This window comes from Amycolatopsis sp. WAC 01416 (assembly GCF_003947485.1).
Classification (GTDB): domain Bacteria; phylum Actinomycetota; class Actinomycetes; order Mycobacteriales; family Pseudonocardiaceae; genus Amycolatopsis.
Genome location: NZ_QHHX01000002.1, coordinates 284450 through 310281, shown reverse-complemented (window position 1 = coordinate 310281; position 25832 = coordinate 284450). Strand labels below are relative to the sequence as shown.

Annotated in this window: 27 protein-coding genes and 3 tRNA genes; 15 read left to right on the top strand and 15 right to left on the bottom strand. The window is 68.4% G+C overall.

The features are described from left to right. Positions 1-240 precede the first annotated feature (240 nt). The 5 genes from DL990_RS05725 to DL990_RS05705 all read right to left on the bottom strand — a co-directional run bounded on the left by DL990_RS05725 (position 241) and on the right by DL990_RS05705 (position 1842). A tRNA-Phe gene (locus DL990_RS05725) sits at positions 241-314 on the bottom strand. Between the two features lie 31 nt (positions 315-345). Continuing rightward, positions 346-419, bottom strand: a tRNA-Asp gene (locus tag DL990_RS05720). A 42-nt stretch (positions 420-461) separates the two neighbouring features. Then, positions 462-534, bottom strand: a tRNA-Glu gene (locus tag DL990_RS05715). A 145-nt stretch (positions 535-679) separates the two neighbouring features. After that, entirely contained in the window at positions 680-1459 is a 780-nt protein-coding gene (locus DL990_RS05710) for a hypothetical protein (RefSeq protein WP_125798099.1), read from the bottom strand. Between the two features lie 125 nt (positions 1460-1584). Further along, positions 1585-1842, bottom strand: a complete 258-nt coding sequence (locus DL990_RS05705) for a hypothetical protein (protein ID WP_020633070.1) — start codon at positions 1840-1842, stop codon at positions 1585-1587. Between the two features lie 550 nt (positions 1843-2392). Here DL990_RS05705 and DL990_RS05700 point away from each other — a divergent pair. Continuing rightward, a complete protein-coding gene (locus DL990_RS05700; RefSeq protein ID WP_125779723.1) occupies positions 2393-2812 on the top strand; it encodes a hypothetical protein in 420 nt (139 codons plus the stop codon). Between the two features lie 116 nt (positions 2813-2928). Here the strand turns inward: DL990_RS05700 and DL990_RS05695 are convergent, their stop codons facing one another. Next, positions 2929-3132 (bottom strand): cold-shock protein, encoded by a 204-nt coding sequence (locus DL990_RS05695; RefSeq protein WP_003097368.1) that lies wholly within the window; start codon positions 3130-3132, stop codon positions 2929-2931. A 421-nt stretch (positions 3133-3553) separates the two neighbouring features. Here DL990_RS05695 and DL990_RS05690 point away from each other — a divergent pair, with 421 nt between their 5' ends. The 6 genes from DL990_RS05690 to DL990_RS05665 all read left to right on the top strand — a co-directional run bounded on the left by DL990_RS05690 (position 3554) and on the right by DL990_RS05665 (position 8543). Next, on the top strand, positions 3554-4795 hold the full coding sequence (locus DL990_RS05690; RefSeq protein WP_125798098.1) for an Ig-like domain-containing protein: 1242 nt from the start codon (positions 3554-3556) through the stop codon (positions 4793-4795). A gap of 149 nt (positions 4796-4944) precedes the next feature. Then, positions 4945-5295, top strand: a complete 351-nt coding sequence (locus tag DL990_RS05685) for a hypothetical protein (RefSeq protein ID WP_125787394.1) — start codon at positions 4945-4947, stop codon at positions 5293-5295. After that, positions 5296-5853, top strand: coding sequence for a SigE family RNA polymerase sigma factor (locus DL990_RS05680; protein ID WP_125787393.1), 558 nt, complete (start codon positions 5296-5298; stop codon positions 5851-5853). A gap of 4 nt (positions 5854-5857) precedes the next feature. After that, positions 5858-6319, top strand: coding sequence for a hypothetical protein (locus DL990_RS05675; protein ID WP_233599041.1), 462 nt, complete (start codon positions 5858-5860; stop codon positions 6317-6319). A gap of 214 nt (positions 6320-6533) precedes the next feature. After that, a complete protein-coding gene (locus DL990_RS05670) occupies positions 6534-7949 on the top strand; it encodes an MFS transporter (RefSeq protein WP_125787391.1) in 1416 nt (471 codons plus the stop codon). A 9-nt stretch (positions 7950-7958) separates the two neighbouring features. Then, entirely contained in the window at positions 7959-8543 is a 585-nt protein-coding gene (locus DL990_RS05665; protein ID WP_125787390.1) for a PaaI family thioesterase, read from the top strand. Positions 8544-8771: 228 nt separating this feature from the next. Here the strand turns inward: DL990_RS05665 and DL990_RS05660 are convergent, their stop codons facing one another. Then, a complete protein-coding gene (locus DL990_RS05660; RefSeq protein ID WP_125798097.1) occupies positions 8772-11453 on the bottom strand; it encodes a tetratricopeptide repeat protein in 2682 nt (893 codons plus the stop codon). 135 nt (positions 11454-11588) lie between these two features. On the opposite strand from DL990_RS05660, the gene DL990_RS05655 reads away from it, so the two are divergent. The 6 genes from DL990_RS05655 to DL990_RS05630 all read left to right on the top strand — a co-directional run bounded on the left by DL990_RS05655 (position 11589) and on the right by DL990_RS05630 (position 15980). Next, positions 11589-12341: an ESX secretion-associated protein EspG gene (locus tag DL990_RS05655; RefSeq protein WP_233620403.1), complete on the top strand. Its 753-nt coding sequence runs from the start codon at positions 11589-11591 to the stop codon at positions 12339-12341. A gap of 94 nt (positions 12342-12435) precedes the next feature. After that, entirely contained in the window at positions 12436-12852 is a 417-nt protein-coding gene (locus DL990_RS05650; RefSeq protein ID WP_125798096.1) for a hypothetical protein, read from the top strand. Positions 12853-12861: 9 nt separating this feature from the next. Next, positions 12862-13416: a DUF3558 family protein gene (locus DL990_RS05645; protein WP_125798095.1), complete on the top strand. Its 555-nt coding sequence runs from the start codon at positions 12862-12864 to the stop codon at positions 13414-13416. Further along, positions 13416-13952 (top strand): DUF3558 family protein, encoded by a 537-nt coding sequence (locus DL990_RS05640; protein WP_125798094.1) that lies wholly within the window; start codon positions 13416-13418, stop codon positions 13950-13952. The genes DL990_RS05645 and DL990_RS05640 overlap by 1 nt, the downstream gene beginning before the upstream one ends. After that, positions 13952-14488 (top strand): hypothetical protein, encoded by a 537-nt coding sequence (locus DL990_RS05635; RefSeq protein WP_125798093.1) that lies wholly within the window; start codon positions 13952-13954, stop codon positions 14486-14488. The genes DL990_RS05640 and DL990_RS05635 overlap by 1 nt, the downstream gene beginning before the upstream one ends. Positions 14489-14507: 19 nt before the next feature. Beyond that, the gene (locus DL990_RS05630) at positions 14508-15980 is read left to right on the top strand and encodes a PPE domain-containing protein (RefSeq protein WP_125798092.1); all 1473 of its coding nucleotides are present in this window, start codon (positions 14508-14510) and stop codon (positions 15978-15980) included. A gap of 43 nt (positions 15981-16023) precedes the next feature. On the opposite strand, the gene DL990_RS05625 is transcribed toward DL990_RS05630, so the two are convergent. The 8 genes from DL990_RS05625 to DL990_RS05595 form a co-directional block, all read right to left on the bottom strand. Beyond that, entirely contained in the window at positions 16024-16989 is a 966-nt protein-coding gene (locus tag DL990_RS05625) for a glutamate ABC transporter substrate-binding protein (RefSeq protein WP_125798451.1), read from the bottom strand. Then, the gene (locus DL990_RS41215; protein WP_158632591.1) at positions 16989-18383 is read right to left on the bottom strand and encodes a hypothetical protein; all 1395 of its coding nucleotides are present in this window, start codon (positions 18381-18383) and stop codon (positions 16989-16991) included. Before DL990_RS41215 ends, DL990_RS05625 begins: the two co-directional genes overlap by 1 nt. A 95-nt stretch (positions 18384-18478) precedes the next feature. Further along, positions 18479-19117 (bottom strand): response regulator transcription factor, encoded by a 639-nt coding sequence (locus DL990_RS05615; protein ID WP_125787384.1) that lies wholly within the window; start codon positions 19115-19117, stop codon positions 18479-18481. Beyond that, complete coding sequence (locus DL990_RS05610; protein WP_125787383.1) at positions 19114-20241, bottom strand: sensor histidine kinase; 1128 nt, start codon at positions 20239-20241, stop codon at positions 19114-19116. Before DL990_RS05610 ends, DL990_RS05615 begins: the two co-directional genes overlap by 4 nt. Positions 20242-20249: 8 nt before the next feature. Further along, entirely contained in the window at positions 20250-20372 is a 123-nt protein-coding gene (locus DL990_RS42125) for a hypothetical protein (RefSeq protein WP_255431313.1), read from the bottom strand. A 67-nt stretch (positions 20373-20439) separates the two neighbouring features. After that, positions 20440-21699 (bottom strand): GAF domain-containing protein, encoded by a 1260-nt coding sequence (locus tag DL990_RS05605; RefSeq protein WP_125787382.1) that lies wholly within the window; start codon positions 21697-21699, stop codon positions 20440-20442. A 71-nt stretch (positions 21700-21770) separates the two neighbouring features. Next, positions 21771-22643 carry an NAD(+)/NADH kinase gene (locus tag DL990_RS05600; RefSeq protein WP_125787381.1) on the bottom strand — a complete coding sequence of 291 codons (873 nt, stop codon included), beginning with the start codon at positions 22641-22643 and terminating at the stop codon, positions 21771-21773. After that, complete coding sequence (locus DL990_RS05595) at positions 22594-23277, bottom strand: DUF998 domain-containing protein (protein WP_158632590.1); 684 nt, start codon at positions 23275-23277, stop codon at positions 22594-22596. Before DL990_RS05595 ends, DL990_RS05600 begins: the two co-directional genes overlap by 50 nt. 133 nt (positions 23278-23410) lie before the next feature. Here DL990_RS05595 and DL990_RS05590 point away from each other — a divergent pair, with 133 nt between their 5' ends. Continuing rightward, positions 23411-24670: a sensor histidine kinase gene (locus DL990_RS05590; RefSeq protein ID WP_158632589.1), complete on the top strand. Its 1260-nt coding sequence runs from the start codon at positions 23411-23413 to the stop codon at positions 24668-24670. Further along, a complete protein-coding gene (locus DL990_RS05585; RefSeq protein ID WP_125787378.1) occupies positions 24667-25329 on the top strand; it encodes a response regulator transcription factor in 663 nt (220 codons plus the stop codon). Before DL990_RS05590 ends, DL990_RS05585 begins: the two co-directional genes overlap by 4 nt. Positions 25330-25832: the final 503 nt, after the last annotated feature.

Below are 25832 nucleotides of genomic sequence, written 5' to 3'. Positions count from 1 at the left end.
GACGTCGTGAGTGGTAAGTGTCGTCGTTCTAACGACACTTACCACTCACGACAGTCGAGGAGGCGCCAGGCCACAGCAGAGGCACCGAGCGTTTCGATCCGAGAGGAAAGTGGGCCTCCCGCCGCGCAACCCACGTGCGACAAGCGGCGGCCAAAGACGGTCAGCAGTGCGACAGACACAAGATCGACCCTAGGCATGAAAAAACCGCCCTGACCTGAGTCGGGGCGGTTCTGCGAGCGGTGGCCAGGGCCGGGGTCGAACCGGCGACCTTCCGCTTTTCAGGCGGACGCTCGTACCAACTGAGCTACCTGGCCGGGAACGCCGGCAAGGAGCCGAACGATCTTGCGACCCTGACGGGACTCGAACCCGCGACCTTCGCCGTGACAGGGCGACGCGCTAACCAACTGCGCCACAGGGCCTTGCGTACTGCGTTGTAACTGTCTTCTTTTAACTGTACTGCGTACTCCCAACGGGATTCGAACCCGCGTTGCCGCCTTGAAAGGGCGGAGTCCTAGGCCGCTGGACGATGGGAGCCCGGTTCGGTTTCGGCGAACCGACCGACCCGCGCTCTCCGGTGTCCCCGGGAGCGAACATAACTATAGGACACCCCCGTTTCCGCTTCCGCACAGGGGGTCCCCTAGTTGTTCACAGGGCTGGGACCTGCGAGAACGCGGCGAGTTCAGGATATCAGGGCCGAAGCGTCCCGCAGGGCGCCGAGACGCCGCCGAAGCTCGTCCCGCTCGTCGTCCGCGAGAGTGACGGCGAGGAGTTCGGCCACGCGCTCGTCGGTCAGCTGCTCGGCGCGCCGCCACCGCTGCCACAGATCGCCCTTGGCCTCCGCCGTGGCGATCAGCGCGTCCGCGGCCTCCTCGGACCACGCGGTGCGCAGGAGACGGCCACGCCCGCCTTCCGGATCCGCGACGACGGCCTCGGGCACCGTCAGGCCCACGGCACGAAGGGCCGCGAAGTGGATACCGCCGCGGAACTCGCGGAACACCATGAGCGCGAACGCCAGACGCTCGACGTCGTCTTCGGGGCGTCCGGCGAGTTGCCAGCCGGCGAACAACGGGAGACCGCTCGCGTCCGCGGCGTCTACGAGACGGAACAGCAGATCGGCCAGGCGGCCGGGATCGTCGGCACCCGAAAGATGGACGCGCGCCCAGTTCGCCGATGACCGCGAGTAGGCACGGACCGCGGAGGCCGCGTCGAGGGCCGCCATCGCGGGCGGCAGGGCGAACTCGAAGAGCCAAGGCGGGAAGATGCCGAACAGCTCCGCGACCACCTTCGGCGGCGGGTCGCCCAGCACCGCCGAACGCCCTCGCAGGTACAGCGTCCGCGGCGACAACCCCACTTCGGTCTCGACCTCGGCGAGCTCCGGTGAGGTCATGAATTTTCCGCCCAGTACCTGCACCGCGCCCCGGATCTCCCGGGCCACCGCGATCGCCGCTTCGTCGGCCATGTCGCCACACCTTCCCGCCAGTTGATTGGTAACAGTGTTACACAACTAGCGCGCGGCTCGCCAAGACGAACGAAAGCCCGGCCGCGTGGCGCACGCACCACACGACCGGGCCCTCACGGACGACTTCAGCGCTGAACGGGCGCCTGCCCGTCCTCATCCAGCGTCAACCCCAGCATGTCCAGCAACTGGACACAGTCATCGACACCCAGCGCGCCATTGGCCACGGCCAACCGGGCACGCCGCACCTGGTCGTCGGACACCCGCTGGGCATCCCCCTGACCCGTGCGCTGCGCCGGCAGACCACCGGCCAACGTCGTAGAGCTTCCCCCATCGGCACCTTCGTACCGAAGGAGGAACTGTCGAACTTCCACAGACCCACCCATGGTTCCTCCAGACGGCCAACGAACAGCTTGGCCGCGAGGCTAACCAGAGCCGGCCGCGACACACAGCCCCCCGGAGAGTGAACCTGTCGCCACGCTCCGCACAACGCAGAGCGATCACGCGCACACCCGCGCCACATGAACCACAGACGAACCACAGGTGGCGCCCCGACCGGAATTCTGCCCGCGCCCACTCGCCCTTCTCAGCAAACCGTGCAACAATCGATTTGCTGACACACCCCCGGTCAGCGCCTGTGGAGATCCCCTCCGACCCCCGCGTTCCTCCCCCTGGCGCGGGGGTCGCTCCGTGTTCTGGGGGGCCACCCCCCAGACCCCCAGGGTCCGTTCGGCGGAGGTTGGCGGCCCCGGACTCGGTCCGGCTGCGTGCCCCATCTCAGGTGACGTGGAGGGTTCTCGTTCAAAGTTGTTGATCGCTGTTGGTGATCATTGGCGTGGTTTGTCTTGTGCGTGTTGGGCCGTTCGGGGAAAAGAAAGGGGTGTGTCGTGGCTCACTGTGGCTGGTTTGCCGAGACCGAACCGTTATCGTGGCCCGGTGCCCCTTCCTTCCCTGAGCCGTCGTAGCGGCAGCCGTACGAACTTGAAGCCGGTCAACCCGGGTCGTCACCGCAACTCCGCCACCAAGGAGGCAGACGCGGTCGTCGAAGACACGGAGCTGACCAGCTACCTTCGTGCCCTCGCGCCAGAGAACGACCCGGAGAGCACCGGCACCGGCAAGCGCTTCGGCGAAGCGCAGGTGTTCCAGCTGCGGATGAACCTCATCGCCTGCGAACAGCTCAAGGACGCCGCCGCCGAGCGCAACCTGTCGCCGCAGGCGCTGGCGCAGGAATGGATCCTCGAGCGCCTCTCGTGGGAGTCGCAGGCCAACTCGGCCCAGCAGCGCCGCCACGAGGAAGCCCACACCGACGAATTCCGCTTCGACGCCAACGCTTGGGAACAGCCGGTCCCCCGCTGATCCCACCGCCCCGGAACGGAACAGCACACCGGAAGTAGCCTTCAAGGCAAGAAAAAGCCCCCGGCGAGATCGCCGGGGGCTTTTTGATCAGTCTGAGCAACGCCTGAAGGGCGGACTCAGATCGCGCGGACCTTCTGGGCCTGCGGGCCCTTCTGGCCCTGACCGACCTCGAACTCCACTCGCTGGTTCTCCTCGAGCGTGCGGAAGCCGCGACCCTCGATTTCCGAGTAGTGAACGAAGACGTCGCCCTCGCCGCCATCCTGCGCGATGAAGCCGAAGCCCTTCTCCGCGTTGAACCACTTCACAGTGCCTTGCGCCACCGCTTTACTCCTCGTTGCACATCCGCTTCGAGTGCCTCCGAAGCGACACCCAGACCGTCCCGGGCGGTTCCAACGAGTCGAGCGATAAGCGCGTCACCGGCTCATGGCTCGCGTCAGAAGTTCCGCGAGTGTGAAGCCACGAACACGCAAAACGACGGCCTGAGGGAAGAGTACCGGGATCTGGCCATATTTGAAGCCCGTGATCGGACTCTGGGCACCCCCGAGTACCAAGGTCACCGGAACGTCGTATACGGATCCGTCTTCTGTCGGACCCCCTCGCTACCCTGTCGCCGCACGCCGACCTCCCGTCTTCGCCGGACACGGACCGAAGTCGGCCATGCCCCGATCGTGAACGACGATCCACCCGATTGTGACTCGCATCACTCTCGATCGGATCAACTTATCGGGCGGTCCGGACGTCATGGTCGGTGTACAGGGGAGCAAAGGGGAAGCTTTGAGGTTCACGAAAACCGCGCGCCGCCAAGCGGCGTTCGCGGCACTGGGGTTGGTGGCCGTTCTGACGCTGGGGGCGTGCAGCAGCGAGCCGACCGTCTCGGCCAGCGGGCCGGCCGGCGGCGGGCCGGTCAGCAGCGACACCGGCGGGAAGGCGCCCGCGCCCGCCGAACTCACGTACGAACCCGCCGCGGGCGCGCAGGACGTCGCGCCGGGTCAGCCCATCAAGGTCAGCGTCGCCGACGGCACCCTCGACCAGGTCGTCCTGACCAATCCCGAGGGCAAGCAGGTCGCGGGTCAGCCGTCCGAGGACAAGAAGAGCTGGTCCACCACCGAACAGCTCGGCTACGGCAAGGCGTACACGTGGTCCGGCAAGGCCACCGGCACCGACGGCAAGCCCGTCGAGATCGGCGGAGCGTTCACCACGGTCAAGCCGCGCAAGCAGGTGGGCGCGAACATCAACGTCTTCGACGGCCAGACCTACGGCGTCGCCATGCCGATCACGCTGACGTTCCCGAGCAAGGTCACCGACAAGGCCTCGGTCGAGAAGGCGCTCTCGGTCGAGACCACGCCGAAGACCGAGGGGTCCTGGGCGTGGGTCCACGACGACACCTCGGTGCACTGGCGGCCGAAGGCCTACTGGCAGCCCGGCACCACGGTGAAGTTCAATGCCAAGATCTACGGCGTCAAAATCGGCGAAGGCGTGTACGGCAAGGAAGACCGCTCGGCGAGCTTCACGATCGGCCGCTCGCAGATCGTCAAGGGCAACACCCAGACCCACCGGCTCGTGGTGATCCGTGACGGCCAGCAGATCGCGGACTACGCGGCCAGCTACGGCCTCGACGCCGACCCGGGCCGCGTCACGCCGAGCGGCACGCACGTGGTGATGTCCAAGCACGACACGTACTCGATGACCAACGAGCGCTACAACTACGAGAACATCGTCGTGCCGTCCGCGGTGCGCTTTTCGACCAACGGCGAATTCATCCACGGCTACGCGCCGTCGATCTGGGCGCAGGGCAAGAAGAACATCTCGCACGGCTGCGTGAACCTGGCGCCGGCGAACGCCAAGGCGTACATGGACGGCGCGCTGGTCGGGGACCCCGTCGAGATCGAGGGCAGCACGGTGAAGATCAACCGGGCGCGCGACTACAGCGACTGGACCTACGACTGGGCCGAATGGTCCAAGCTGTCCGCTCTCGCGAGCTGAAGTACTTCCTTGGAACCGGGCGGCCGGAGACCTCCACGGTCTCCGGCCGTTCGTGTTGGTTGCCGTGCGCTGACTGGAAACTTCCGAAAACTCGATGCAACCGGTGCGGAGGCGGGACGCATGTCTAACGACGTGAGGCGCCGCGGCCAATGAGCGGCGCCCGGATCGAGGAGACTCTCTTGCGTACTCGTATCGCTCTTTCCCTCGGCGCGCTGCTGCTGGCGGGCGGCGCCGCCTTCGCGACCACGTCGCTCGCGTCGGCCGATCAGAGCGCCCCGTCGCCGACGGCCACCCAGGCGCCCCAGCCGACCAACGCGCCCACCGCGGCACCGGGCGAGCCGACCCGGGCCACCACCGCCCCGGCGCGTCCGGAGGCGGCCCCGCCGAAGACCAGCGCCGCCGTCGTGAAGCCGGGCGAGCACCGCGTGCCCAAGGCCGTTCCCGCCGGGCCGACCGGCGACCTGAACCTCCCCGCCGTCACCGAAGGAGCCGGTAACTAGGTGTCGCCGAGCCGCTCGTCGAAGACCGGGACGGGCTCGCCGTGGGACGGCGAGTTCGCCCGGTACTTCGACGAGCGCGCGCACAGCCTGCGTGCCACGGCGTACCTCCTGTGCGGGGACTGGCACCAGGCCGAGGACATCACCCAGGCCGCGCTGCTGAAGCTGTACCTGGCTTGGCCGAGGCTCTCCCGGCACGACGCGCTCGACGGCTACGCGCGCAAGATCGTGCTGCGGACGTTCCTCTCCGAGCATCGGCGGGTCTGGCGCAAACGAGAGAAGCTCACCGGCGACCTCCCCGACGTCGCGGGCGAGGCGGGCGGCACGGAGCAGGAGCTGCTGGTCAGGCATGCCCTGTCCGGCATCGCCCCGAAGCAGCGGGCCGTACTCGTACTGCGGTATTTCGAAGATCTCAGCGTCGAAGAGACGGCCGCGACGCTGGGCTGCAGCACCGGGAACGTGAAGAGTCAGAGCGCGCGGGGTCTGGCGACCCTGCGCAAGCGGCTCGGGCCGCATTTCAGTGAACTGGCCTTGAGCGGAGCGCACGACGATGGGAGGTGAGGAGATGGACGAGGACATCAAGGGCGTGCTTACGCACGGGGCGAGCGGTCCCCCGCTGGGTATCCGGGCGGCGGACATCATCGAGAAGGGTGGCCGGATCCGGCGACGACGCAAACGGCTGGCCGTGGCGGGCAGTTCGCTGGCGACGGTCGCGGTGATCGTGTTCGGCGCGATCGCCGTCGGTGGCCGCGGCGGTGAGGGGTCCGCGCCGGTCCAGCCCGCGGGCCCCGGCCTGTCGACCATCGCCCCGGCGCCCGTCTCACCGGCGCCTTCCGAAGCGACTCCTCGGCCGGCGGTCACTCCCGGGGAGCCGTCGTCCGCTCCGGTGACGCCCCCGAAGCAGGATCAGACGCGCACGACCCCCAAGTCCTCGCAGCCCGGTCGCACGACGACGGCCGTCCCTCCTCGTGGGCCGACACCGACGAAGGAACCGAGCGAGCCACCGACCGCGGTCACGACCCGCTGATCTCCTGCCCGGAACGTCCGATTTCCGAGTTGTGACCCAAAGTAATCGGAAATTCTCCGACCCCGGCTTCACCTGGTGGTTCATCACCGTTTCGGGGGAACGACCCTCGCACGACCGATCCAAAGCGCTGAATCAGCACGTTTGAACACCTACGGTCGAGGGAACAAACCCTCGACGATGGGTAAGTAAACGGGTGGGTCGGGAGGTCAAACCCATGGCCGAAGAGGCGCTGAGCGCGTCACATCAGGAAAAAGGGGAACCGGCGGAGGCCCCACCTGAACAGATCAGAAAGGCCGTCGCCGGAGCGGCGATGGGTAACTGCATCGAGTGGTACGACTTCGGTGTATTCGGCTTCATGCCCGCCATCCTGGGGCAAGTCTTCTTCAATGCTTCGAGCACTTCCGAAGGCGCGCTGGCGACCTTCGCGGTCCTCGCGATCACCTTCGTCGTGCGACCGTTCGGCAGCTTCGTGTTCGGTCCGCTGGGGGACAAGATCGGGCGCCAGAAGGTCCTCGCGCTGACGATCATCCTGATGTCCGGGTCGACGTTCATCATCGGCCTGTTGCCGTCCTACGCGACGATCGGCCCGGCCGCGGCGGTCCTGCTGATCCTGTTGCGCACCATCCAAGGCTTCTCGGCGGGCGGTGAGTACGGTGGCGCGGCGACGTTCATCGCGGAGTACGCGCCCGCCCGGCGCCGGGGTTTCTGGGGCAGCTGGCTCGAGTTCGGCACGCTCGTCGGCTTCGCGATGGGCGCCGGGTTCGTCACGATCTTCACCGTCGTCCTCGGCGACGAAGCCATGCGCGAATGGGGCTGGCGCCTGCCGTTCCTGATCGCCGGCCCGCTCGGCATCGTCGGTCTCTACCTGCGGAACAAGCTGGAGGACACCCCGCTGTTCCAGGAGATCGAGAAGAAGAACCAGGTCGAGAAGTCGCCGCTGAGGGCGCTGCTCAAGAAGCACTGGACGTCGATCCTGCACCTGATCGGCATCGTGGTGATGCTGAACGTCGCCGACTACATCGTGATCACGTATCTGGAGACCTACCTCAAGGACGTGGTCGGGTTCAGCGGGCACACGCCGTTGCTGATCATCCTGGCGACCATCGGGTTGATGCTGATCCTGATCGTGCCGGTCGGCATGTTGTCCGACCGCATCGGGCGAAAACCCATCCTGATCACGTGTTGCGCGAGCTTCCTGGTGTTGCCGATCCCGGCGTTCTCCTTGATGGGCGCGGCCGCGGACGACCAGAACGCCTGGCAGCTCATGCTCGGCCTGGTGATGATCGCGGTGCCGCTGGTGCTGATCCTCGCCGTGCTCGCGGCGACGCTGCCGGCGATGTTCCCGACGCAGGAGCGCTACAGCGGTTTCTCCATCGGCTACAGCGTTTCCACCGCGGCGTTCGGTGGCACGGCGTCGTACATCATCGGCAGCCTGGTGACCAATACGGGCGACAACCTGTGGCCGGCGTACTACTTGATGGGCGCGGCGGCGATCGCGGCCATCCCGATCCTGCTGCTGCCGGAAACCGCAGGGGTCTCGCTGCGCGGCATCGTGAACTCGCGGATCGCGCGGCGCCGGAAGCCGGAAACGGTCACTCCCGGCGATCCCTCCCAGCTACCCGCGAGTTAACGTCTGTCCATGAGCCGTATCTCGCAGCCGTGGCCGCCGGTCGAAGTCGAACCGGCGACCGTCCACCCGGAAGCCCCGAAGCAGGGCAGCCACCTCGGCATTCACTACGGTGAATGCTTCGGGTGCGGCGACGAGATCGAGGCCGGGCTCCACCTGCATTCGACGGTGGGCGAAGGGACGACGGTGTACTCGAAGTTCACCGTCACCTCCGCCCACCAGGGTGCGCCCGGCCTCGCCCATGGCGGCCTGCTGGCCTGCGCCTTCGACGAGGCGCTCGGCGCGACCGTCGGCAACCTGCTGCGCCGCCCCGCCGTCACCGGGAAACTGGAGACGGACTTCCTCCGTCCGGTCCCGGTCGGTTCGACCCTGTACATCGCCACGAAACTGGACGGCGTCGCCGGCCGGAAGATCTACGTGAGCGCCGACGGACGGCTCGACGCCGAAGACGGCCCTGTCGCCGTGCGCGCGCGGGCGTTGTTCGTCCGGGTCGAGTTCGAGCACTTCAGCACCCACGGGGATCCCGAGGCGCTGCAAAAGCTCGCCGCCGCGCACGAGAAGGCCCAGCGCGCCCGCGAGTGGGACATCAACCCCTGATATCTGTCGAGCGCTGACGAAAACTCGCTGCAGGGGCGTCGTGTCGTATCCACCTCAAGTTGTGGATGAAGGCGCCCCTCCATCGAGTTTTCGTGGCCTTCGGCCAAAAGAGGGCGCTCGACGGTGAAGTCTCCGTCGGGCGCGGGGCGCCCTTTGGGAGACCGTTCGGTTGCGAGCCTTGGGTTGCGAAGGTTCGGTTGTGAGCCTTGGTTGCGTTTCGTCTGCGTGCTAGGTGAGGGTGCGGGGGCGGATGGCGTTGGCCTTGTCGACGAGTTCGACACGCTGGTCGACCGTTCCGGCCAGCCGCGCCAACGTCCGGTAGCAACGCTCGAGCCCGAACCGCAGGTCTCGTTCGTCCAGCGCGCAGCCCAGCACCTTCGCGCCCGGCGTCGGCTGGTTCTGTGAGTTGAGCCAGCCGTGCGCCGCTTCGAGGACCTCCGCCGACAAACGCGTGCGGCGTTCGGCGTCGAGCTGCAAACGCTCCAGTCGCGTCGAGGCGTCGACGAGATCCCGCTCGGACACCATCACCGGGTCCTTGCCGCCGCCGTTGATCCTGGTCTTGATCTTGATCGCGGCCACCTGCGCGGCGACGTAGTGCGACGAGGACGCGGGGACGGCCTCGAGCACCTCGATCGCGCTGGCCCTGGCGCCCTGCGCGAGGTACACGCGAGCGAGCCCGAAGGCGGCGCTGACGTACGACCGGTCCGTTCGCCACACCAGCTCGTAGTAGCGCGCGGCGCCGAAGTAGTCACCGACCCCTTCCGCGCTGACGGCCAAGGCCAGCTTCGGCGCGATCTCGCCCGGAAGGTCGTCGTACACCGCTTCGAACGCGACGTGCGCGACGCGGGACCGTCCGCCGGCGAGCTCGATCAGGCCGCGGTACCAGTCGATCCGCCAGTCGTGCGGGAAACCCGCCTTGATCGCGAGGTACTGCGCGGCCTGCAACTGCCGCTGCGCCTCGACCAGCTCACCGAGCTCGATGCGGGCCCGGACGATGCGCAACCGGACCTCGATCGACTCACGCGGTGCCCCGGCCAGCGATTCGATCGCGCCCTTGGGATCGAGGGCGACGGTCGACGCGAGCACGCCCGCCGCCGGGTCGTCCGTGTCGACCTGCGGGATCGGCAGACCCGAGACCACCTCGCCCGGATCCGGCAGCGGCACGCTCCCGCCGTGCTCCGGAACGACCATGTCGACGCCGAACGTGCGGGTCTCCGGGCCGAATACGGTCGAAGCACCGGGGCGCGGTTTCCCCGTGCCCAGCGCCATGATCTCGCGGAGCACACCGGTCAGCTGGTCGGCCATCTCCTCGGCCGCGATGAACCGGCGGTCCGGGTCGGAATGCGTGGCGCGCTTCAGGAAGCGGTAGTACGAACCGAAGAGCGCGAACAACGGGACGACGTCCGGACCGGGCAAGGTCGTCTTGTACTTGCTGGTGTAGCCCGAGAATTCGAAGCTGAGGACGGCGAGCGTGCGGCCGACCGTGTACAGGTCCGATGCCACCGAAGCGCCATGGGTCGCCAGTTCGGGCGCGCTGTAGCCGGTGGTGAAGAACAGCGGGCTCTCGTAGTCGTCGACGCGGCGGACCGCGCCGAGGTCGATCAGCTTGAGCTGCTCGTGCGTCTGGATGACGTTGTCGGGCTTGAGGTCGCAGTACAGGAGGTTCTGGCTGTGCAGGTAGCCCATGGCGGGCAGGATCTCCAGCCCGTAGGCGATCACCTGGCCGATCGGCAACGGCTCCGGGCGCTTCGTCTCGCGGTGGTGCGCGAGCGCGAGCTGCCTCAGCGACTGGCCGCCGACGTACTCCATGACGATGTAACCGACCGAGTTGCCGGTGTCGCCGTCCGGATGCTGCACGAAGTTGTGGATCTTGACGATGTTGGGGTGCTCGACCTCGGCGAGGAACCGCTGCTCGTTCGCGGCGGCCGCCATCGCGGTGGCGTCACCGGTGTCGATGAGGCCCTTGAGCACCACCCAGCGGTCGCTGACGTTGTGGTCCTGCGCGAGGTAGATCCAGCCGAGCCCGCCGTACGCGAGCGCGCCGAGCACCTCGTACTGGCCGCCGACGATCTCGTTCGGCCGCAGCTTCGGGACGAAGGAGAACGGATTGCCGCACTTCTCGCAGTTGCCCTCTGGTGAACCGGGTTCACCGTCCTTGCCGCGGCCGACCTTGGCACTGCAGTTGCCGCAGAAGCGTTTCTCCTCCGACACCATCGGGTTCTCGAGGACCGCGGACGCCGGGTCGCGATACGGCACCTGCGGGACGTCGACGAGCCCGGCGCCGAGACGGCCGCGACGCGAGGTGCGGGACGACGTCCGGCGCGCGGTGCCGGGGAACGAACCCGTGCCCGTTCCCGTGCCGGTTCCGGTGCCCCGGCTGCCCGATCCGGTGCCGGTGCCGGTTCCCCTGCTTTCGCTGGACCGTTCGGGGAGGACGCTTTCCGTACCCGGGTCCGGCAGCGGTCCCGGACCGTTGTCGACGCGCGGCGTCGGCGGCATGATGCTCTGCGTCTCCGGCGTCGGCGAGGAGAGCACGCTGGTCGGCTGCGGCGCGTCGGCGGGCGCCTGCCACGCCGGGCGGACGACCTGGGTCTGCGGGCTCACCGGGGCCATGTCACCCGGCGGACGCGTCGGATCCTCGGCGCCGGGGATCGGCCGGTGCTGGCCGCGCGGCGGGGTCTGCGGACGCTGGACCGGCGCGTGATAGATCGTGCGCTCGGCGTCCTTCTCCGGCTCGGGCTGCTGCTTCGGCCGCGGAGGCTCGTTGAGATCGAGCCTGCCGGAAATGGACGGTTCGGGCGTTTCCCAGCGGACCGGCGCCGGCGGCGTCCAGGAGGCGGACTCCGCCTCACGATCCGGCGTGGCGTCGTCCGGCGCTGCGTGCCGAGGACGGCGCGGCTCTTCCGACACTGGTACCTCCCGAAATCCCCGCGACAGCGTCGTCTCTGATCCTAGACGTGAGCAGGCAGGTCGTGCCCGCGCCGGGTCGAACCCGCTACGGTGCGAGAGAGAACCGATTCAGCAGGTGATGAGGGGGAGGGACCGGTGCCTGCGTCATTTTCGATGTCGATGGCCCAGCTCGACGTCGTACTCGAAGAACTCGGGCTCGGCAGATTCGTGCTGCCCTACGAAATCCCGACCGTCGGAACCACCATCACGGAACGCGAGCGGCACTGCGAAGAAATCTGGGCCGAGCTGGCCGATCGAGGCTTCGCCCGCGACCGCGCACTGCTACGCGACTACGAACAGACGCTCCGGCTCTGGGCCACCGCGGACTTCGTCGTCACCATGGAGGCGCACGAAGTCGAGCAGGACGCCGAATACCTCTACCGGGGCGCTTGGAACAGCAGTCTCGGCGTCGTGAGCCAGCAACGCGGATTCGACATCCTCTTCGAGCCGGTCTACCCCGAACAGGTCGTCGCGACCCTGCTCGGTTATCTGCCGTCACTCCAGCCGCTCCCCGGACGAGTGACGACGTCCAGCACTCTCCCGCCGTCCAAACGACCGGACGACCCGTTCGACGAGGACCCGGACAACCTCCGCCTCGGCGCCGCCGGCCGCTTCTTCGAACACCCGCTCGCGCGACTGGGCACGATCAGCCTCACCCTGCGCGACGACCGGGGCAAACCGCAGCAGAAGAGCGTCCAGTGGTTCGACAGCGTCCAGGGCCGCTTCATGCTCACCACCGACCGCTTCCCCGACGGCGAAATCCGCCGCACGTTCACCCCGACGAGCGGCTCTCACCTGGCACGATGGGTCCACGACCTGGTCGAAGCCGCCCGCGTCGGCAGCGCGTGATCCTCGCCGGAAGGCGGGCTTCGAGGCCGTTCCCGCTGATATCGTGATCTGACGAGCGCTACGAGTAACCGGGACTTGGTACAGGGGAGAGACCATGACTGACGGCACCGGCGGACCGCCGGGCAACTTCTCGGACATTCTGGGCGACTTCTCGGCGCAGGCCGACCGGATGGTGAAGGCCGCCAAGGACGGGGACTTCAAGGTCAGCGAAGAGGCCGGGGAGGCGTTGAAGACCGCCATCGATGACTACCTCTACGACTGGAACAACAACAAAGGCATGTTCCAACGCCTTACGGAAAAGCCGAAGCTGGGCACAGGTACATACGCCCAGCGGATCGGCGACCATGCGGTTCTGGTCGCGGATGGTGACGACTTGTCCGCGAAGAAGCAGTTGGACATGTTGAGAGACATCGTGACTCGAGCCAAGGAAGCCATCGAGCTGGCAAAGACCAAGTACAAGCAGCAAGACGAACACGGCGTTGATGCATTCAAGAATCTGAAACAGGGCTGACCTCTTCCAATGAAACTTCACCTCCGCCACCGCCTGTTACCGGCCCTGACGGTCGCGTTGATCACCGTGACCGCTTGCTCGTCGGAGACACCTGGAACAGCTACCCCCGCACCGAAGTCACCCAATCCCTCCACAGCGACCTCCTCCGGCAACGATCCTGCAGACACCTTCGGTGATCTGAAGGCGTGCGACCTGCTGGAGCCGACGACCGCGGCCAAGGGGTTCGAGTCTCCCAGGGTGGAGACCTATGAGAGCGACAACGGATGCAGGACAGCGAAACGCGGCTACGCCTCCGTCAGCATCTACCTCGTCCCCGACGCAGGGATCGACAAGCTGTCGCCTGGGCAAGGAACCAAAGTCCCCACCAAGCTGAACGGGCGCGATGCCGTCGAAATCCCGGGTGACGCAGGAACCGATGCCTGCACAGTCGCTGTCGCCGTTGGCCCTGGCGCGCGAATGACAGCGTCGACGACTCTCGAGCAGACAGGAACCAACGAGGAAGCTTGCGCGCTCTCCCGCGAGATCGCGACGGCCGCTGAACCGAAGCTGCCCAAGGGAAGCTGATGACGTCTCGTGTCCGCCTCGGTTCGCTGATCGCGATGCTCGCGGTTGCGGCTAGCGGCTGTTCGACTGAGCTTCCAGGCAGCGCCATCGCCGCGGAACCGAGCGCGACACCGGCGATCTCGGACGCCCGGTCAGGTGAAGTATTCGGTGACCTCAAAGCATGCGATCTTCTCGAACCCACCACGACACCCAAAGGGTTCGCTGCCCCGGAAATTGAACGATATGAGAGCGATAACGGATGCGCGGCCCAAAAGCGCGGCTACGCTTCCGTGAGCATCTACCTCGTCCCCGAGGCCGGGATCGACCAGTTGTCCCCAGGACAAGGAACCAAGATCCCGACCAAGGTCGGTGGCCGTGAAGCCGTGGAAATTCCAGGCGACTCCGGGACGGAAGCCTGCACGGTGGCGATCGCCGTCACCCCCAATGCCCGGATGACGGCATCGACGTCCCTCAACGAGGGAACGAACGAAGAAGCCTGCGCACTTGCCCGGGAACTGGCCGTCGCCGCTGAGCCCAAACTCCCCAGGGTGGGCTGATGACCCTTCGCTCACATCGAGGTTCCCTGCTCGCACCGATCGCGGTACTCGCGATTTCGGCCAGTGCGTGTTCGTCCGAGCTTGCAGGCAGTGCCGTGCCTCAGGCTGCGGCTATCAAGTCCAGCACTCAGCCGGCCGATGTGTTCAGGAACCTCAGTGCCTGCGATTTGCTGGAGCCGACGACTACGGCCAAGGACTTCGCCTCACCGGTCGAGGAAACCTACGAAAGCGACAACGGCTGCGGCACACGGAAGTACGGGTACGGCTCGGTAACCCTTTACCTCGTTCCCGAGGCCGGAATCGACCAACTGTCCGCCGGCCAAGGAACCAAGATCCCGACGAAGGTCGGTGAACGGGACGCGGTCGAAATTCCCGGAGACGCTGGCAAACAAGCCTGCACGGTGGCGATCGCCGTCACCCCGAACGCCCGGATGACGGCATCGACCGGTCTGAACAAGGGAACCAACGAGGAAGCCTGCGCGCTCTCCCGCGAGATCGCGACGGCCGCTGAACCGAAGCTGCCTAGAGGCAACTGACTACGGAACGAGAGGGACCATGGTCAACGTCGGGCAAGACGACTTCGACAGCAAGTTCTCGGCGCTGGGTAACACCGGCCGGACGTACGAGGGCAAGCGGTACTCCGACACGTACAACGAGACCAACGCGGGCCCCGGTGGGAACTCCCTGACCGCGAGGTTGACGGCCGAGGCGAAGGCGGGCCAGTACTCGGCGGATCAGGCCGCGGCGCTCACGCAGGGCCAGCAGTTCCGTACCGGGCTCAATCCGTCGGAACAGCGCTATGAAGCCGTCCCACACGGCGAGCTGAAGAACATGGTCACGCAGGACCTCGATCCGGGGGACATCGACGAGAAGGGGCAGCTCTGGAACAACCAGGGCAACTCTCTGAACACCTTCAGCAACGCCGTCCGTGACGCGATCGGCAAAGAGGGCGAGCACTGGCAAGGGGACGGTGCCAAGTCGGTCACCGACTTCTTCACCAACGTCAGCAAGTGGGCCGACACCGCGGGTGACGGCGCGTATCTCGCGTCCAACCGGTTCTCCCAGTCTGCGGCCGCGGCCACCACCGCGAAGAACTCCATGCCCGAAGAGGTCCCTTTCGACCGCAACACCGAGTACAAGAACGCCCTCGGCCAGCTCGCGTCGGGGAATTACGCGGGTGCGGTGGACACGGTCGGCAACATCTCGGCCAAGCAGGAGCAGTCGTTCCAGGCGCATCAGCAGGCCGCGCAGGTGATGCACACCTACGACCAGTCGCTCTTCGACGTCAATTCCAAGCAGCCCACGTTCGCTCCGCCGCCGGAGATGGGTGATTCGACGGCGGCGTCCGGGTTTTCCGGGGGTACCGAGGCCAAGGGTTTCAGTGGTGGGCCGGGGCCCAACAGTGGTCCTGGGCCTGGGATGCCGGGGCCGGGTGGTGGGCCGAGCGGGCCGACGCCGGGGCCGGGGATCACCACGGGCGGCGGGCACACCGGGGTGTCCGGGCCGAATCAGCCGTTCGGTGGGTCGCAGGGGTCGCTCCGGCCGGGGCCGACGCCGGGGCTGGCCGCGATGAACGGGCCTGGCCCCACCGGTCTCGGGCGGCTGGGCAGCGAGCAGTATCGCGGGAAGCCCGGCCGGACGCCGAGTGGGCCCGGTGGCAGTGCGGCGAACCGATTGACCAGTGGCGGGTTCGGGCGCAACGGCGGGTCGGGCAATGTCGCCGAGCGGCTCGCGGGCGGCAAGGTTTCCGCCGGTGACGCCGAAAAGCTCGCGGGCAAGGGCGGCGGGTCCGGGGCGGGCAAGCTGCCGGAGGAGCGCGTCACGCGCGGAGGTGCGGCCGCCGCGGGTAAGAGCGGCGGGCCGGGCGCCATGGGCGCGGGCGCTCCCGGTGGCAAGGGGCAGAAGGAAGAGGACAAGGAAAAGAAGGCCCCGAACTACCTGCAGGAGGAAGACGCCGACGTCTTGTTCGGCGGTTACGAAGGCGAGATGAAGCCGGTGCCGCCGGTGATCGGCGACAAGTCCCCGTAAGAAGAAGCGGGCCGTTCGGGAGCGGATCCCGAACGGCCCGTTCTCACTTGTACACCGCCGAAGGCGGCGTCCCGCCTTCGAGTTTGTTCCCGATCCATTTCGCGTAGATCGACTGCCACGCGCCACCGCGCACGTTCTCCAGCACGGCGTTCACGTACCGCACCATGTCCTCGTTCTCCTTCGGGACACCGATGCCGTAGTTCTCCTCGGTGAACCGGTCCCCCACGATCTTCAGCGTCGGGTCCTGCGCGAGCATCCCGGCGAGGATGACGTCGTCCGTGGACACGGCCTCGACCTGCTTCTGCTGCAGCATCACCAGGCAGTCGGACCAGTTGTCCACCGAGACCGGCACCGGCTTCGAGGGATCCGACGCGATCTTCGTCAGCGAGGTCGACGTCTTGGTCGCGCACACCCGCCGTCCGCCGAGGTCCGAAAGCTGGGTGACCTTCGACCCGGATTCGACCAGGATCCGTTGCCCCGCCTGGTAATACGCGGTCGAGAAGTTGACCCTCTTCAGCCGGCTGCAGGTGATGCTGTAGGTCCGCACCACGATGTCGACCTGCTTCTTCTCGAGCACTTCTTCGCGCAGTTTCGACGGGATCGCCCGGAACTGCACGCGGCCTTCCGCGCTGCCGAAGATGGCCTTCGCGATCTCGTTGACCATGTCGATGTCGAAGCCTTCGAGCTGGCCCGACGTCGGATTCCGGAAACCGAACAGGAACGTCGTCTGGTCGACGCCCGCGACGAGTTTGCCGTTCTCCTTGATCTTCGCCATCGTCGAGCCGCTGGTGATCGACGTGCCGTTGGTCGGCCGCAGGCTGGCCAACGGGTTGCAGCTCGTGTCGGTCGTCCCGCCACCGCCGGCGTTGTCGGCGCCGCCGACGTTCGCGGGCAACGGCGGCGCGACGTCGCCGACGAGCTCGGGGTCGACCGGTGCCCCCGCGCTGCCGCAAGCCGTCGCCAGCACGAGGACCGCGCCGAGCACGGCCCCTCGCAGACCGTTCCGTATCACCGGTACTCCCTCAGCCGTTCACGGATTCCCAACGCGGACCCCGCCGCCGCGAGCAACGCCAGCACCGCGATCCCCGGCGGGAGCAGGGTCAGCGCGCGTTCGGCGCCGCGGGTGTCGTCGAGGAATTCCTGTCGTCCCACGTTGATCGCGGCCACCAGGTTCTCGTCGAGCCGCAGGAACGCCCCGGCCGCGCCGTCCTTCTTGTCGTCGCGGGTGGCCGTGCCGACGGCGTCCTGGTAAAAGCCGTCGTCGTCCTGGCGCCGCACCTCGGCATGCGCCTTGAACCACGCCGACGCCGCTTGGATCGCCGCGTCGACCTTCTCCGCGGCCGCGCCGCCCGCCGCGAGACCGCGTGCCTCGCCCAGCAGACCGCCTTGCCCGTCGGTGCCGCCGAGTTGCGCGGCGAGGTCACCGAAGTCCTTTTCGTACGCCGCGCCGTCGCCGCGGGCGACGAGGGTCAGCGTTTCGTCGGCTCGCGCCTGCAGCGCCGCGATGCGGGCACGGACGAGGACGTCCACCTGGTGCGAGCCGTCTTCCTCGCCGCTGCCGACGAGGCTGCTCTGCACGATCAGAGCCACCGCGCCCCACAGCAGGGCGACGACCACCGACGCCGTCGCGACGACGAGGCCGACGTTCAGCAGCCGGTTGGTCTTCCGCGTCAGATGCACTTGCGTGACGATCAGCGCGGCGAGCAGTGCGAGCACCAAAGCCGTTGCCAGCCAAGGGAATCCGGTCGCGTCGTCTTGTTCGGCGGCGAGCCGGTCGGTGTCGATGCGGTACAGATCCTGTGCGGCGGGAAGGATTTTCGCCCGCATCAGCTCGGATGCCTCCCGCAGATACGAGGCACCGACGGGATAACCCTGCCGGTTGTAGACACGCGCGGTCTCGATCAGTCCTGTGTAGACGGGGATCTCGCGGCCGAGGATGTTGATCTGCTCGGCCGCTTCGTCGACGCCCGAGGAGTCCGATGCCGCCTTCGCCAGCGCCGCCCCGGCTTCCGCGATGTCGCGTTCGTACCGCTGGCGCATCGGGAGCGGCTCGGTGCCGATCGAGAGGAACGAACTGGCCGCGGTCGCGTCGGCGTCCGAAAGCGCGCGGTAGACCTGCTGCGCGGCGGCGGCCAGCGGTTCGCGGTGGTCGATCAGGCCGTTGATCGTGTCCTTCTTGTCCTGCGCGGCCAGCGTGCCGAACAGTCCCGCGACCAGCGACAGCAGCACGAGACCGATCGCGATCACCGACAGCCTGCCCGGCGTGGTCGCGGCGGACCGGATGATCGCGCGGATCCCGTTCCCCGGCAGTTCGAGCAGCCCGGCGATCCCGCTGCGGCCCTCCGGCGCAGGGGGCGGCGCGGGGCTCCCCGGCGGCCCCGGCCGGGTCACAGTGCTCGTCATCGCCGATCCTCCCCATTGGTTCTACCCGCAAAGAAGGTATCCGAGTCGGGATCAGCGCAGCCAGTGACACCGGCGTGTGTCATCTGCACGTGATCTCAGAGGCCCTTTTCCAGTCCGTAGCGCACGGCCTGCGCACGATTGCGCACACCGATCTTGGCGAACGCGTGGTTGATGTGGCTTTTCACGGTGGCCTCGCCGATGTACAGCTGGGTGGCGATTTCCGGATTCGACAACCCGCGCGCGATGAGGCCGAGCACTTCGGCTTCGCGGGCGGTGAGCCCGTCCGGGAGGTCGACCTTGGCGCGCGTGACCGTTCTGGCTTCGAGCGCGGCGACGAGTCTGTCGGAGACTTCGGCGGCGAAGATCGCCTGTCCGTTGGCGGCGGAGCGGATGGCCGCTCCGATCTCGGCGCGTCCGGCGTCCTTGGTCAGGTAGCCGCGGGCTCCGGCGCGCAACGCGTCCGCGATCGAGGCGTCGTCCGCGTACGTCGTGAGGACGACGACAGCGACGTCCGGGTGATCGCGTTTGAGCAGCCTGGTGGCGGCCACCCCATCCAGGACGGGCATGCGCAGGTCCATCAGCACGACGTCGGCCGCGGTGTGGCCGAGCAGGTCGAGCGCTTGCCTTCCGTCACCTGCCGAGCCTGCGACTTCGACCCCGTCGATCAGCCCGAGCAGGGCGACGAGCCCTTCGCGCATGACCTGCTGGTCATCGACCACGACCACTCGGATCACGCCCGCACCACCGCCTCCACCGTCCAGCGCCCGTCGGCAGGGCCCGCGGTCAGCGTGCCACCGGCGAGCGCGAGCCGCTCCCTCATCCCGGTGAGACCGAATCCGCCGGCGTCCGCCGATCGGCTGGTTTCGCCGAGTTCGTTCCACACCCGCAAGCGGACCTCCGCCGGAGTGAAGCGCAGCCGGAGCGACACCGGCTGCCCGGCGGCGTGCTTGGCCGCGTTGGTCAACGCTTCCCGCGCGACGCCCACCAGCGAGACCACCTCGGCGGACGGCAGTGGGCGTTGCTCCCCCTCGACCTCGAACGACACGCCGTCGTGGTGTGCGTCCGCCAGCCGCCGCAAGGCTTCGGCCAGCGACGGGATGTCGCTGCGCAAGGCGGCGACCGCGTCCCGCGCCTCGGCGAGCCCGTCCGCGGCCAGCCGCCGCGACAACCGGACCCTGCCGAGCGCACCGTCCACATCGGACTTCTCGGCCAGCAGTGCCTCGGCGACCTCCAGGTGGATTCCCAGCGCTCCCAGCGAATGCGCGAGGACGTCGTGGATCTCCCTGGCGATCCGCGTGCGCTCGTCGAGCGCGGCCGCCCGCGCGTGTTCGGTCTGCGCCAGCTTGGTCTGCTCCAGCAGCGCGGCCGCCTGCGCCGCCTGCACCTCGTACTGCCGCCGGTTCAACCCCAGCAGCATCAGCACGAGCAGCACGCCGACGTTGCCCAGCACCAGCGGCCCGGACGCGCCCGCGACCAGGCCGGTGACCGCCGCGAGGCCCGCGTCGAGCCCCACCACCCCCATGATGGCGGCCACCGACGGCTCGGTCAGGGTGGCGAACCGGCTGACCGTGACCACCGCCAGCACGATGGCGGAGGAGTCCTCCGCCCAGCCGAGCGCGATCGACGGCGCGACGCTCGCCACCGCGAGCAGGACGGTCGCCACCCGGGGGAACCGCGGGGAGGCCACGACGAAACCCAGCCAGCAGGCCCCGCAAACGCCGTAAGCCGTCCAGATCCACGCGCTGGACTCGCTCGCGGTCAGCAGGACCACCACGACCGCGGCCGTGCCGAGCAGCTGGACGACCAGCCAGCTGGGCGCGATCGTGTCCGGCAGCAGCGGCCGCTCCCGCTTCCCCATCTCCCCCCTCAGTGCTCGCCCAGCCGCGTGATCATCTCGACCAGGATCAGCCGGTAGGCCAGGAAGCCCAGCAGGACGACGACCCCCGCGACGACCAGCGCCAACAGACCTTTCGCGTTCATCTTTCCCATGACACGGACGTTAGGCACGCCGAGGGGTGGACCGGGACCATCGCCGGGTTGAACCTGGGGTGGAGGTTCAGGCGCGGACGGCGGGCGCGACGGAATACGGGAGGACGTCGCCGTCGGCGGGCCGTTCGACGAGCACCTCGACCTCGTCCGCGAAACGGTACGGCCTCCCCAGGAGGATCCCGCCGAAGTGCCGCCGCATCCGGGACATCTCGGCGCGGACGGTGACGGTGCGGCCCGCGTCGCCGAACAGGTCGTTCGACAGTTCCGACGCCGACCTCCCCTCGCGATGACGCGCGAGGAGGTACAGCATCTCCGCGTGCCGTGGGCTCAGCCGATGCGACCACGTGCCGGCCTCGCCCGAGACGCGCAGCGTGCTCTCGCGCGCCGACCTCAGATCGAGCACGACCCGCGTCGGTGGCACGTCCTCCTCCTCGGTGAGCCGGACGAGCCATCCCCCCGGCAGCGGCTCCAGCAGGCAGTTCCCGTAGGTGGGCAGCCAGGTCCGGCCCGCGGTCGCGTCGTTCGGCAACGCGATCCGGCCGACCGGGACGAGGCCCGCCGAAGCCGCGATCCAGCCGTGCGGGTCGGCGATCACCGCCCGGCCCTTCACCTTGGTGAGCAGGGGTGACGCCAGCCCGCGCAGCCGTTCGAGCTCCGAGAGATGGGTGGTGCGCAGCTGCGCTTCGGCGAGCTTCGCGACGGTGTCGACCAGTGCGAGGGTGGTCGGATGCACGGTGGAGGCCGGGCCGGAGAGGTCGACGACGCCGAGCAGCCTGCCGTCCCTCGGATCGTGCAGCGGCGCGGCGGCACAGGTCCAGTCGTGCTGGCTACGGACGTAGTGCTCGGCCGAGTAGACCTGCACCGGATGCCGAACTACCAGCGCGGTTCCCATGGCGTTGGTACCGACGGCGTTCTCACGCCAGTCGACGCCGTCGACGAGGCCGAGCCCGTCGGCACGACGGCGGACCGCGGTGCTGCCGTCACGCCACAGGACGCGGCCGTCCGCGTCGACGACGACCATGATGTGCGCGGCCTGTTCGGCGAGGCTGATCAGGCCGCCACGCAGGGCGGGCAGGACGGCGGCGAGACCGCTCTCGCGACGGCGCGCTTCCAGCTGTTCCAGGTCGAGCGCGGGAACCGGCGCGCCGCGGTCCGGGTCCAGGCCGAGCCGGCGCATCCGCTGCCAGGACGCGCCGATGACCGCACGCGGATGGCTCGGGAGCGCGCGACCGGAGAGGGCGGCCTCGTGCACTTCGGCGAGGGCGCGCGCGTGACGGCGCGGATCCGCGCCGACCGGCAAAGCCGCCTCCAGCCGCACCTGGCCCACTCCTTTGGTCGGTTTCGACCAGTGTGCCCGGCGGCCCCGGCGTGCGGAAGGCTTCTGTGATCTGGGCGGGCTTACCCGCTGAAGGGCGCGTCCACCAGGTGGGTCGCGGGAAAGGACCCGGTCGGCTTGCGGCCGAGGAGCAGGCCGGTCCTGGTGGCCTCGGCCATCACGGCGCGGACGTCGACGCACCACGGGCCGTCGGGCTTCAGCTCGACGAAAGCGCTCTCTCCCGGCTTCAGGACGAAATGCGGTTGCCCGTCGAGCGCGATGGAGCCACCGCCGGCGGCGAGGTCGACGCGGACCCCGGCGTACAGCACGCTCCAGCCCCGTACGCCCACCGCGCGGACCTCGCCGGGCGCGATCGGCGCCTGCACGACGTACGGCGTCTCGTCGACCGGCCCGAGCGAGACCGCGACACCGTCCACAGTGGACTTGGGACTGGGGCAGAGCCGTCCGGGGATACTCGACAACCCGACCCCGTCCGGGACGGCGAACGTGCAGTACAGCTCGGTCAGCGACGCGGGATCCCAGCGGCTTTCCGAGCACACGCTGACGTCGGTCAGCGCGATCTCGCGGCGTGCCTTCGTCACCACCTCGAGCACGGTCGCGCGGTTCGTGACCAGGTCCGCGTCCACCTGATGGGTGGCCAGCAGCCCGGCGGCGAGCCCGGCGACGGTGGACTCGTCGGTGCTCCCGGCGGGCAGCATGAGCAGCGGGACGTCGCCGCAGGCGGCCGCGGCGGCCCGCATCATGCTGTCGTTGCCAAGGCAGATGACCACGCTCGCACCCGCGTCCACCATCCGGCGGACGGTGCCGATGATCTTCCCCGCCTCGGTCCACACCATCACGCGGCCGACCCCGGCCACTCTCAGTGCCGAACGCAGGCTCTGGATATCACGCTCCGAAGCGGGGTTCGCCACGATCCCCGCAACCGCTTCGCCCACATGTCCTCCGCTGCCGCGCCAAGTCCCTACAAGGAAACGACGTCGAGGCCGTGAAAGAAAGAGTTGCACGAGGTTGCATCACAAAGCCACCTCCGCGGAGGAAGGCGACCAGCAGCGCGAGTTCGAGGATCAGCAGGACGCGTTCGGCCACTCCGGTCACCGCACGGGCGTCGACCAGGAACGTCGCCACGAAGACCATCAGGGCGGCCAACGTGGCGTAGGACAGCCGCCGGGCCGCGCCGAGGACCAGCCCTGCCAGCGGCAACGCGGCGAAAGCGGCGAGCGCGACATACCGGTGGATCGCGCCGTGCCAGGTCAGCGGCTGGTCCATCGGTTCCTGCGGGAACACCGCGAGCACGCACAGCCCGACGCCGAACAAGGCGACGAGCCTGGCCGCCCACACCGCCCCGGACAGCCGGACGCCGCCCGCGACGGTCAGCGCGCCGAAGCCGGTGGCCAGCATGGCGACCCCGACGAGCCGCGCGCCCTGTCCGACGTGGACGTACTCGCTGAAGGTGGTGGCGAGGGGATCGACCGCGCCGGCGTTGACGATCTCCACGTAGACCGCGATGACCAGGCCCGCGGCCAGCCACGCGAACGCGGACAGCCGGATCAGCCCTCTGATGTCGTTCATGACCCGAGCCTGACCGCGCGCCACCGTCCGGCACATCCCGCCCGGGCGAGCAGTCCGCGTCACCCCGCAGGGGCCTACCGGTGTCCCCCACGAGGGGATGTGCCCGGTCCGCGGCGTCGTTAGCGTTCGAGCCATGGACACGTACGGCGGCTCCCTGGGCTGGGCGCTCCTCACCGGACGCGACGCCGACCTGGAACCGCCGTCGGCCTGGTGGCGCGTCCCGGTCTGGATCAAGGCCGTCCTCGCCGGATCCGCGCTCGCGGTGCTGATGGGCCTGACCTACGGCACTTGGGCGCGTTACCTCGGGGGCGGCAGTGTGCCGCTGATCTTCTTCCTGCTGATCCTGCAGATCGTGCCGCCGTTGCTGGTCGTCAAACTCCCGCTGACCGCCGTCCGGGTGGCGGCGGCGGGAATGGTCAGCGCGATCATCGCGGTCCTCTTCCCCGCCGACTACGCGCTGTTCGGCCGGACGGCGTCGGACTGGCCGTTGCAGATCCACGTCCTGCCGTATCTCCCGGTGCTCGCGCTGACGCTCGCCCGCACGAAACCCGGGCAGGGCAGGGGGATCTCGATCATCGCCGTGACGCTGGCCGTCGGGGTCGGCATCGCCCAGCTACCGCGGACGGGCACGAAGACCCTGGTGTGGTCGTTGATCGTGGTGACCGCGACCATCGTGGCCGGATACGGGATGCAGCAACGCCGCCGGGCGCTGGAGCAGGCCGACGCGGCCGAGCGCACGACGGTCGAGGAGCGGGCGAAACGGGCCACGTTGCAGGAACGCGCGTTGATCGCCAGGGAACTGCACGACATCATCGGCCATCACCTTTCGCTGATCGCGCTGCGGACCGACAGCGCGCGCTACCGCGTCCCGGACGTGTCCGAGGCCGCGGAGGAGGAGTTCCGCGCCATCGGGGTCGCGGCCAGGGAAGCGCTCGACGAGGCCCGGCGGCTGGTCGGTGTGCTGCGTGACACGGAGGCCGAACCGGAGCACGAACCGCAGCCGGGGCTCGCGGAGGTGCCGTCGCTGATCGACGGCTGCCGGGCGTCCGGGATCGAGATCCGCGCGGAGATCTCCGCCCGCGACGACGTTCCCGCCCTGGTCGAGCTGGCCGCGTACCGGATCCTGCAGGAGGCGCTGAGCAACGCGGCCCGGCACAGCCCGGGGGCGAAAGTGGACGTCGAGGTGCGGCGAGAACCCGACGGGCTCAAGATTCTCGTCGAAAACGGGCCGCCTGCACGGCCTGCTGGGCCTGCCTTGAACGACGGCACCGGCCTCGCCGGGATCGCCGAACGCGTTACCCTGATCGGCGGTTCCCACGAGGCCGGGCCGCGGGCCGACGGCGGTTTCCGCGTGGCCGTCAAGCTGGATCTCCCGGGGGTGGGCGAAGCGTGACGACCGTTTTCATCGTCGACGACCAGGCCTTGGTGCGGGAGAGCTTCGCCGGCCTGCTGAACGCGCAACCGGGCCTGGACGTGGTGGGCCAAGCAGGCGACGGGATCGCGGCGCTCGCGGGCCTTTCCGCCTTGGCCACGCCACCGGACGTCGTCCTGATGGACATCCGGATGCCGGTGATGGACGGTCTCGAAGCGACCAGGCGGCTGCTCGAAGGTGACGGCGAGAAGCCGAAGGTGCTCGTCCTGACGACGTTCCACCTGGACGAGTACGTCTACGAGGCGCTGCGAGCGGGCGCGAGCGGGTTCCTGTTGAAGGACGCGCCGTCGGCCGAGCTGATCAACGCCATCGAAGTGGTCGCCGCCGGTGACGCGCTGCTCTCCCCCGCCGTCACGAAGCGGCTCATCGCGAACTTCGTGGCGAGCGCGCCGGTTCCGCGGCCGTCGCCGGCGAGGTTCGACGTGCTCACCGAACGCGAGCGGGAAGTGCTGCGGTTGATCGCGAAAGGACGGTCCAATCCGGAGATCGCCGCGGATCTGGTGCTCTCGGCGCAGACCATCAAGACGTATGTGGGCCGGATACTCGCCAAGCTCGGATTACGGGACCGGGCGCAGGCGATCGTGCTCGCCTACGAGGCGGGACTCGTCTCCCCCACCTGAGAGTCGCCTTACCAGGAAAGCGTGGACGATGGGTGCCCGCCGGTCGTGAGTGGCGATTCGGGTTCTGGCGAGCCTCCTCCTAGGTACCCACTGCGTGACCTGTGGCGCTTCGTGCGTGATGCCTGGTTTTGAAGTACATGTCGCTGTAGCGCCGAGGCTCAAGATGGCGTTCCTGCCCGCCCGCGGCAGCAGGTCTGCCTCACGCAGGGCTGAGCTCAGCCCGACATGTCGTGAAGGGCCCCTTTGAGACCTTCACCGTCTCGAAGGGGCCCTTCACGACATCCCCACGAACCGGCGACCACTCACGTGAACGCCCGACTGGAGTCCTTCACGTACTTGGGCAAGGTGCGAAGGTCGAGTTTCCTCGGCTGAGCCGAGGGAAGGGGTCCTTCACGGACCGGGGCCTGGCATCAACCGCAGCCTGAACCCACGTAGGCACCTGAGACTTCCCTTGGCTCTGACCCGAATCGCCACTCACGACCGGGCCGCCCCGGAAAAGCAGC

Excerpts from the sequence above, each read along its gene's own strand:
- DL990_RS05595 (WP_158632590.1), bottom strand. The coding sequence starts at position 23,277 with ATGAACGACATCAGAGGGCTGATCCGGCTGTCCGCGTTCGCGTGGCTG.
- DL990_RS05685 (WP_125787394.1), top strand. The coding sequence starts at position 4,945 with ATGAGCGGCGCCCGGATCGAGGAGACTCTCTTGCGTACTCGTATCGCT.
- DL990_RS05710 (WP_125798099.1), bottom strand. The coding sequence starts at position 1,459 with ATGGCCGACGAAGCGGCGATCGCGGTGGCCCGGGAGATCCGGGGCGCG.
- DL990_RS05705 (WP_020633070.1), bottom strand. The coding sequence starts at position 1,842 with ATGGGTGGGTCTGTGGAAGTTCGACAGTTCCTCCTTCGGTACGAAGGT.
- DL990_RS05670 (WP_125787391.1), top strand. The coding sequence starts at position 6,534 with ATGGCCGAAGAGGCGCTGAGCGCGTCACATCAGGAAAAAGGGGAACCG.
- DL990_RS42125 (WP_255431313.1), bottom strand. The coding sequence starts at position 20,372 with ATGGGAAAGATGAACGCGAAAGGTCTGTTGGCGCTGGTCGTCGCGGGG.
- DL990_RS05690 (WP_125798098.1), top strand. The coding sequence starts at position 3,554 with ATGGTCGGTGTACAGGGGAGCAAAGGGGAAGCTTTGAGGTTCACGAAA.
- DL990_RS05665 (WP_125787390.1), top strand. The coding sequence starts at position 7,959 with ATGAGCCGTATCTCGCAGCCGTGGCCGCCGGTCGAAGTCGAACCGGCG.
- DL990_RS05635 (WP_125798093.1), top strand. The coding sequence starts at position 13,952 with ATGACCCTTCGCTCACATCGAGGTTCCCTGCTCGCACCGATCGCGGTA.
- DL990_RS05630 (WP_125798092.1), top strand. The coding sequence starts at position 14,508 with ATGGTCAACGTCGGGCAAGACGACTTCGACAGCAAGTTCTCGGCGCTG.
- DL990_RS05675 (WP_233599041.1), top strand. The coding sequence starts at position 5,858 with ATGGACGAGGACATCAAGGGCGTGCTTACGCACGGGGCGAGCGGTCCC.
- DL990_RS05640 (WP_125798094.1), top strand. The coding sequence starts at position 13,416 with ATGACGTCTCGTGTCCGCCTCGGTTCGCTGATCGCGATGCTCGCGGTT.
- DL990_RS41215 (WP_158632591.1), bottom strand. The coding sequence starts at position 18,383 with ATGACGAGCACTGTGACCCGGCCGGGGCCGCCGGGGAGCCCCGCGCCG.
- DL990_RS05610 (WP_125787383.1), bottom strand. The coding sequence starts at position 20,241 with ATGGGGAAGCGGGAGCGGCCGCTGCTGCCGGACACGATCGCGCCCAGC.
- DL990_RS05650 (WP_125798096.1), top strand. The coding sequence starts at position 12,436 with ATGACTGACGGCACCGGCGGACCGCCGGGCAACTTCTCGGACATTCTG.
- DL990_RS05645 (WP_125798095.1), top strand. The coding sequence starts at position 12,862 with ATGAAACTTCACCTCCGCCACCGCCTGTTACCGGCCCTGACGGTCGCG.
- DL990_RS05590 (WP_158632589.1), top strand. The coding sequence starts at position 23,411 with ATGGACACGTACGGCGGCTCCCTGGGCTGGGCGCTCCTCACCGGACGC.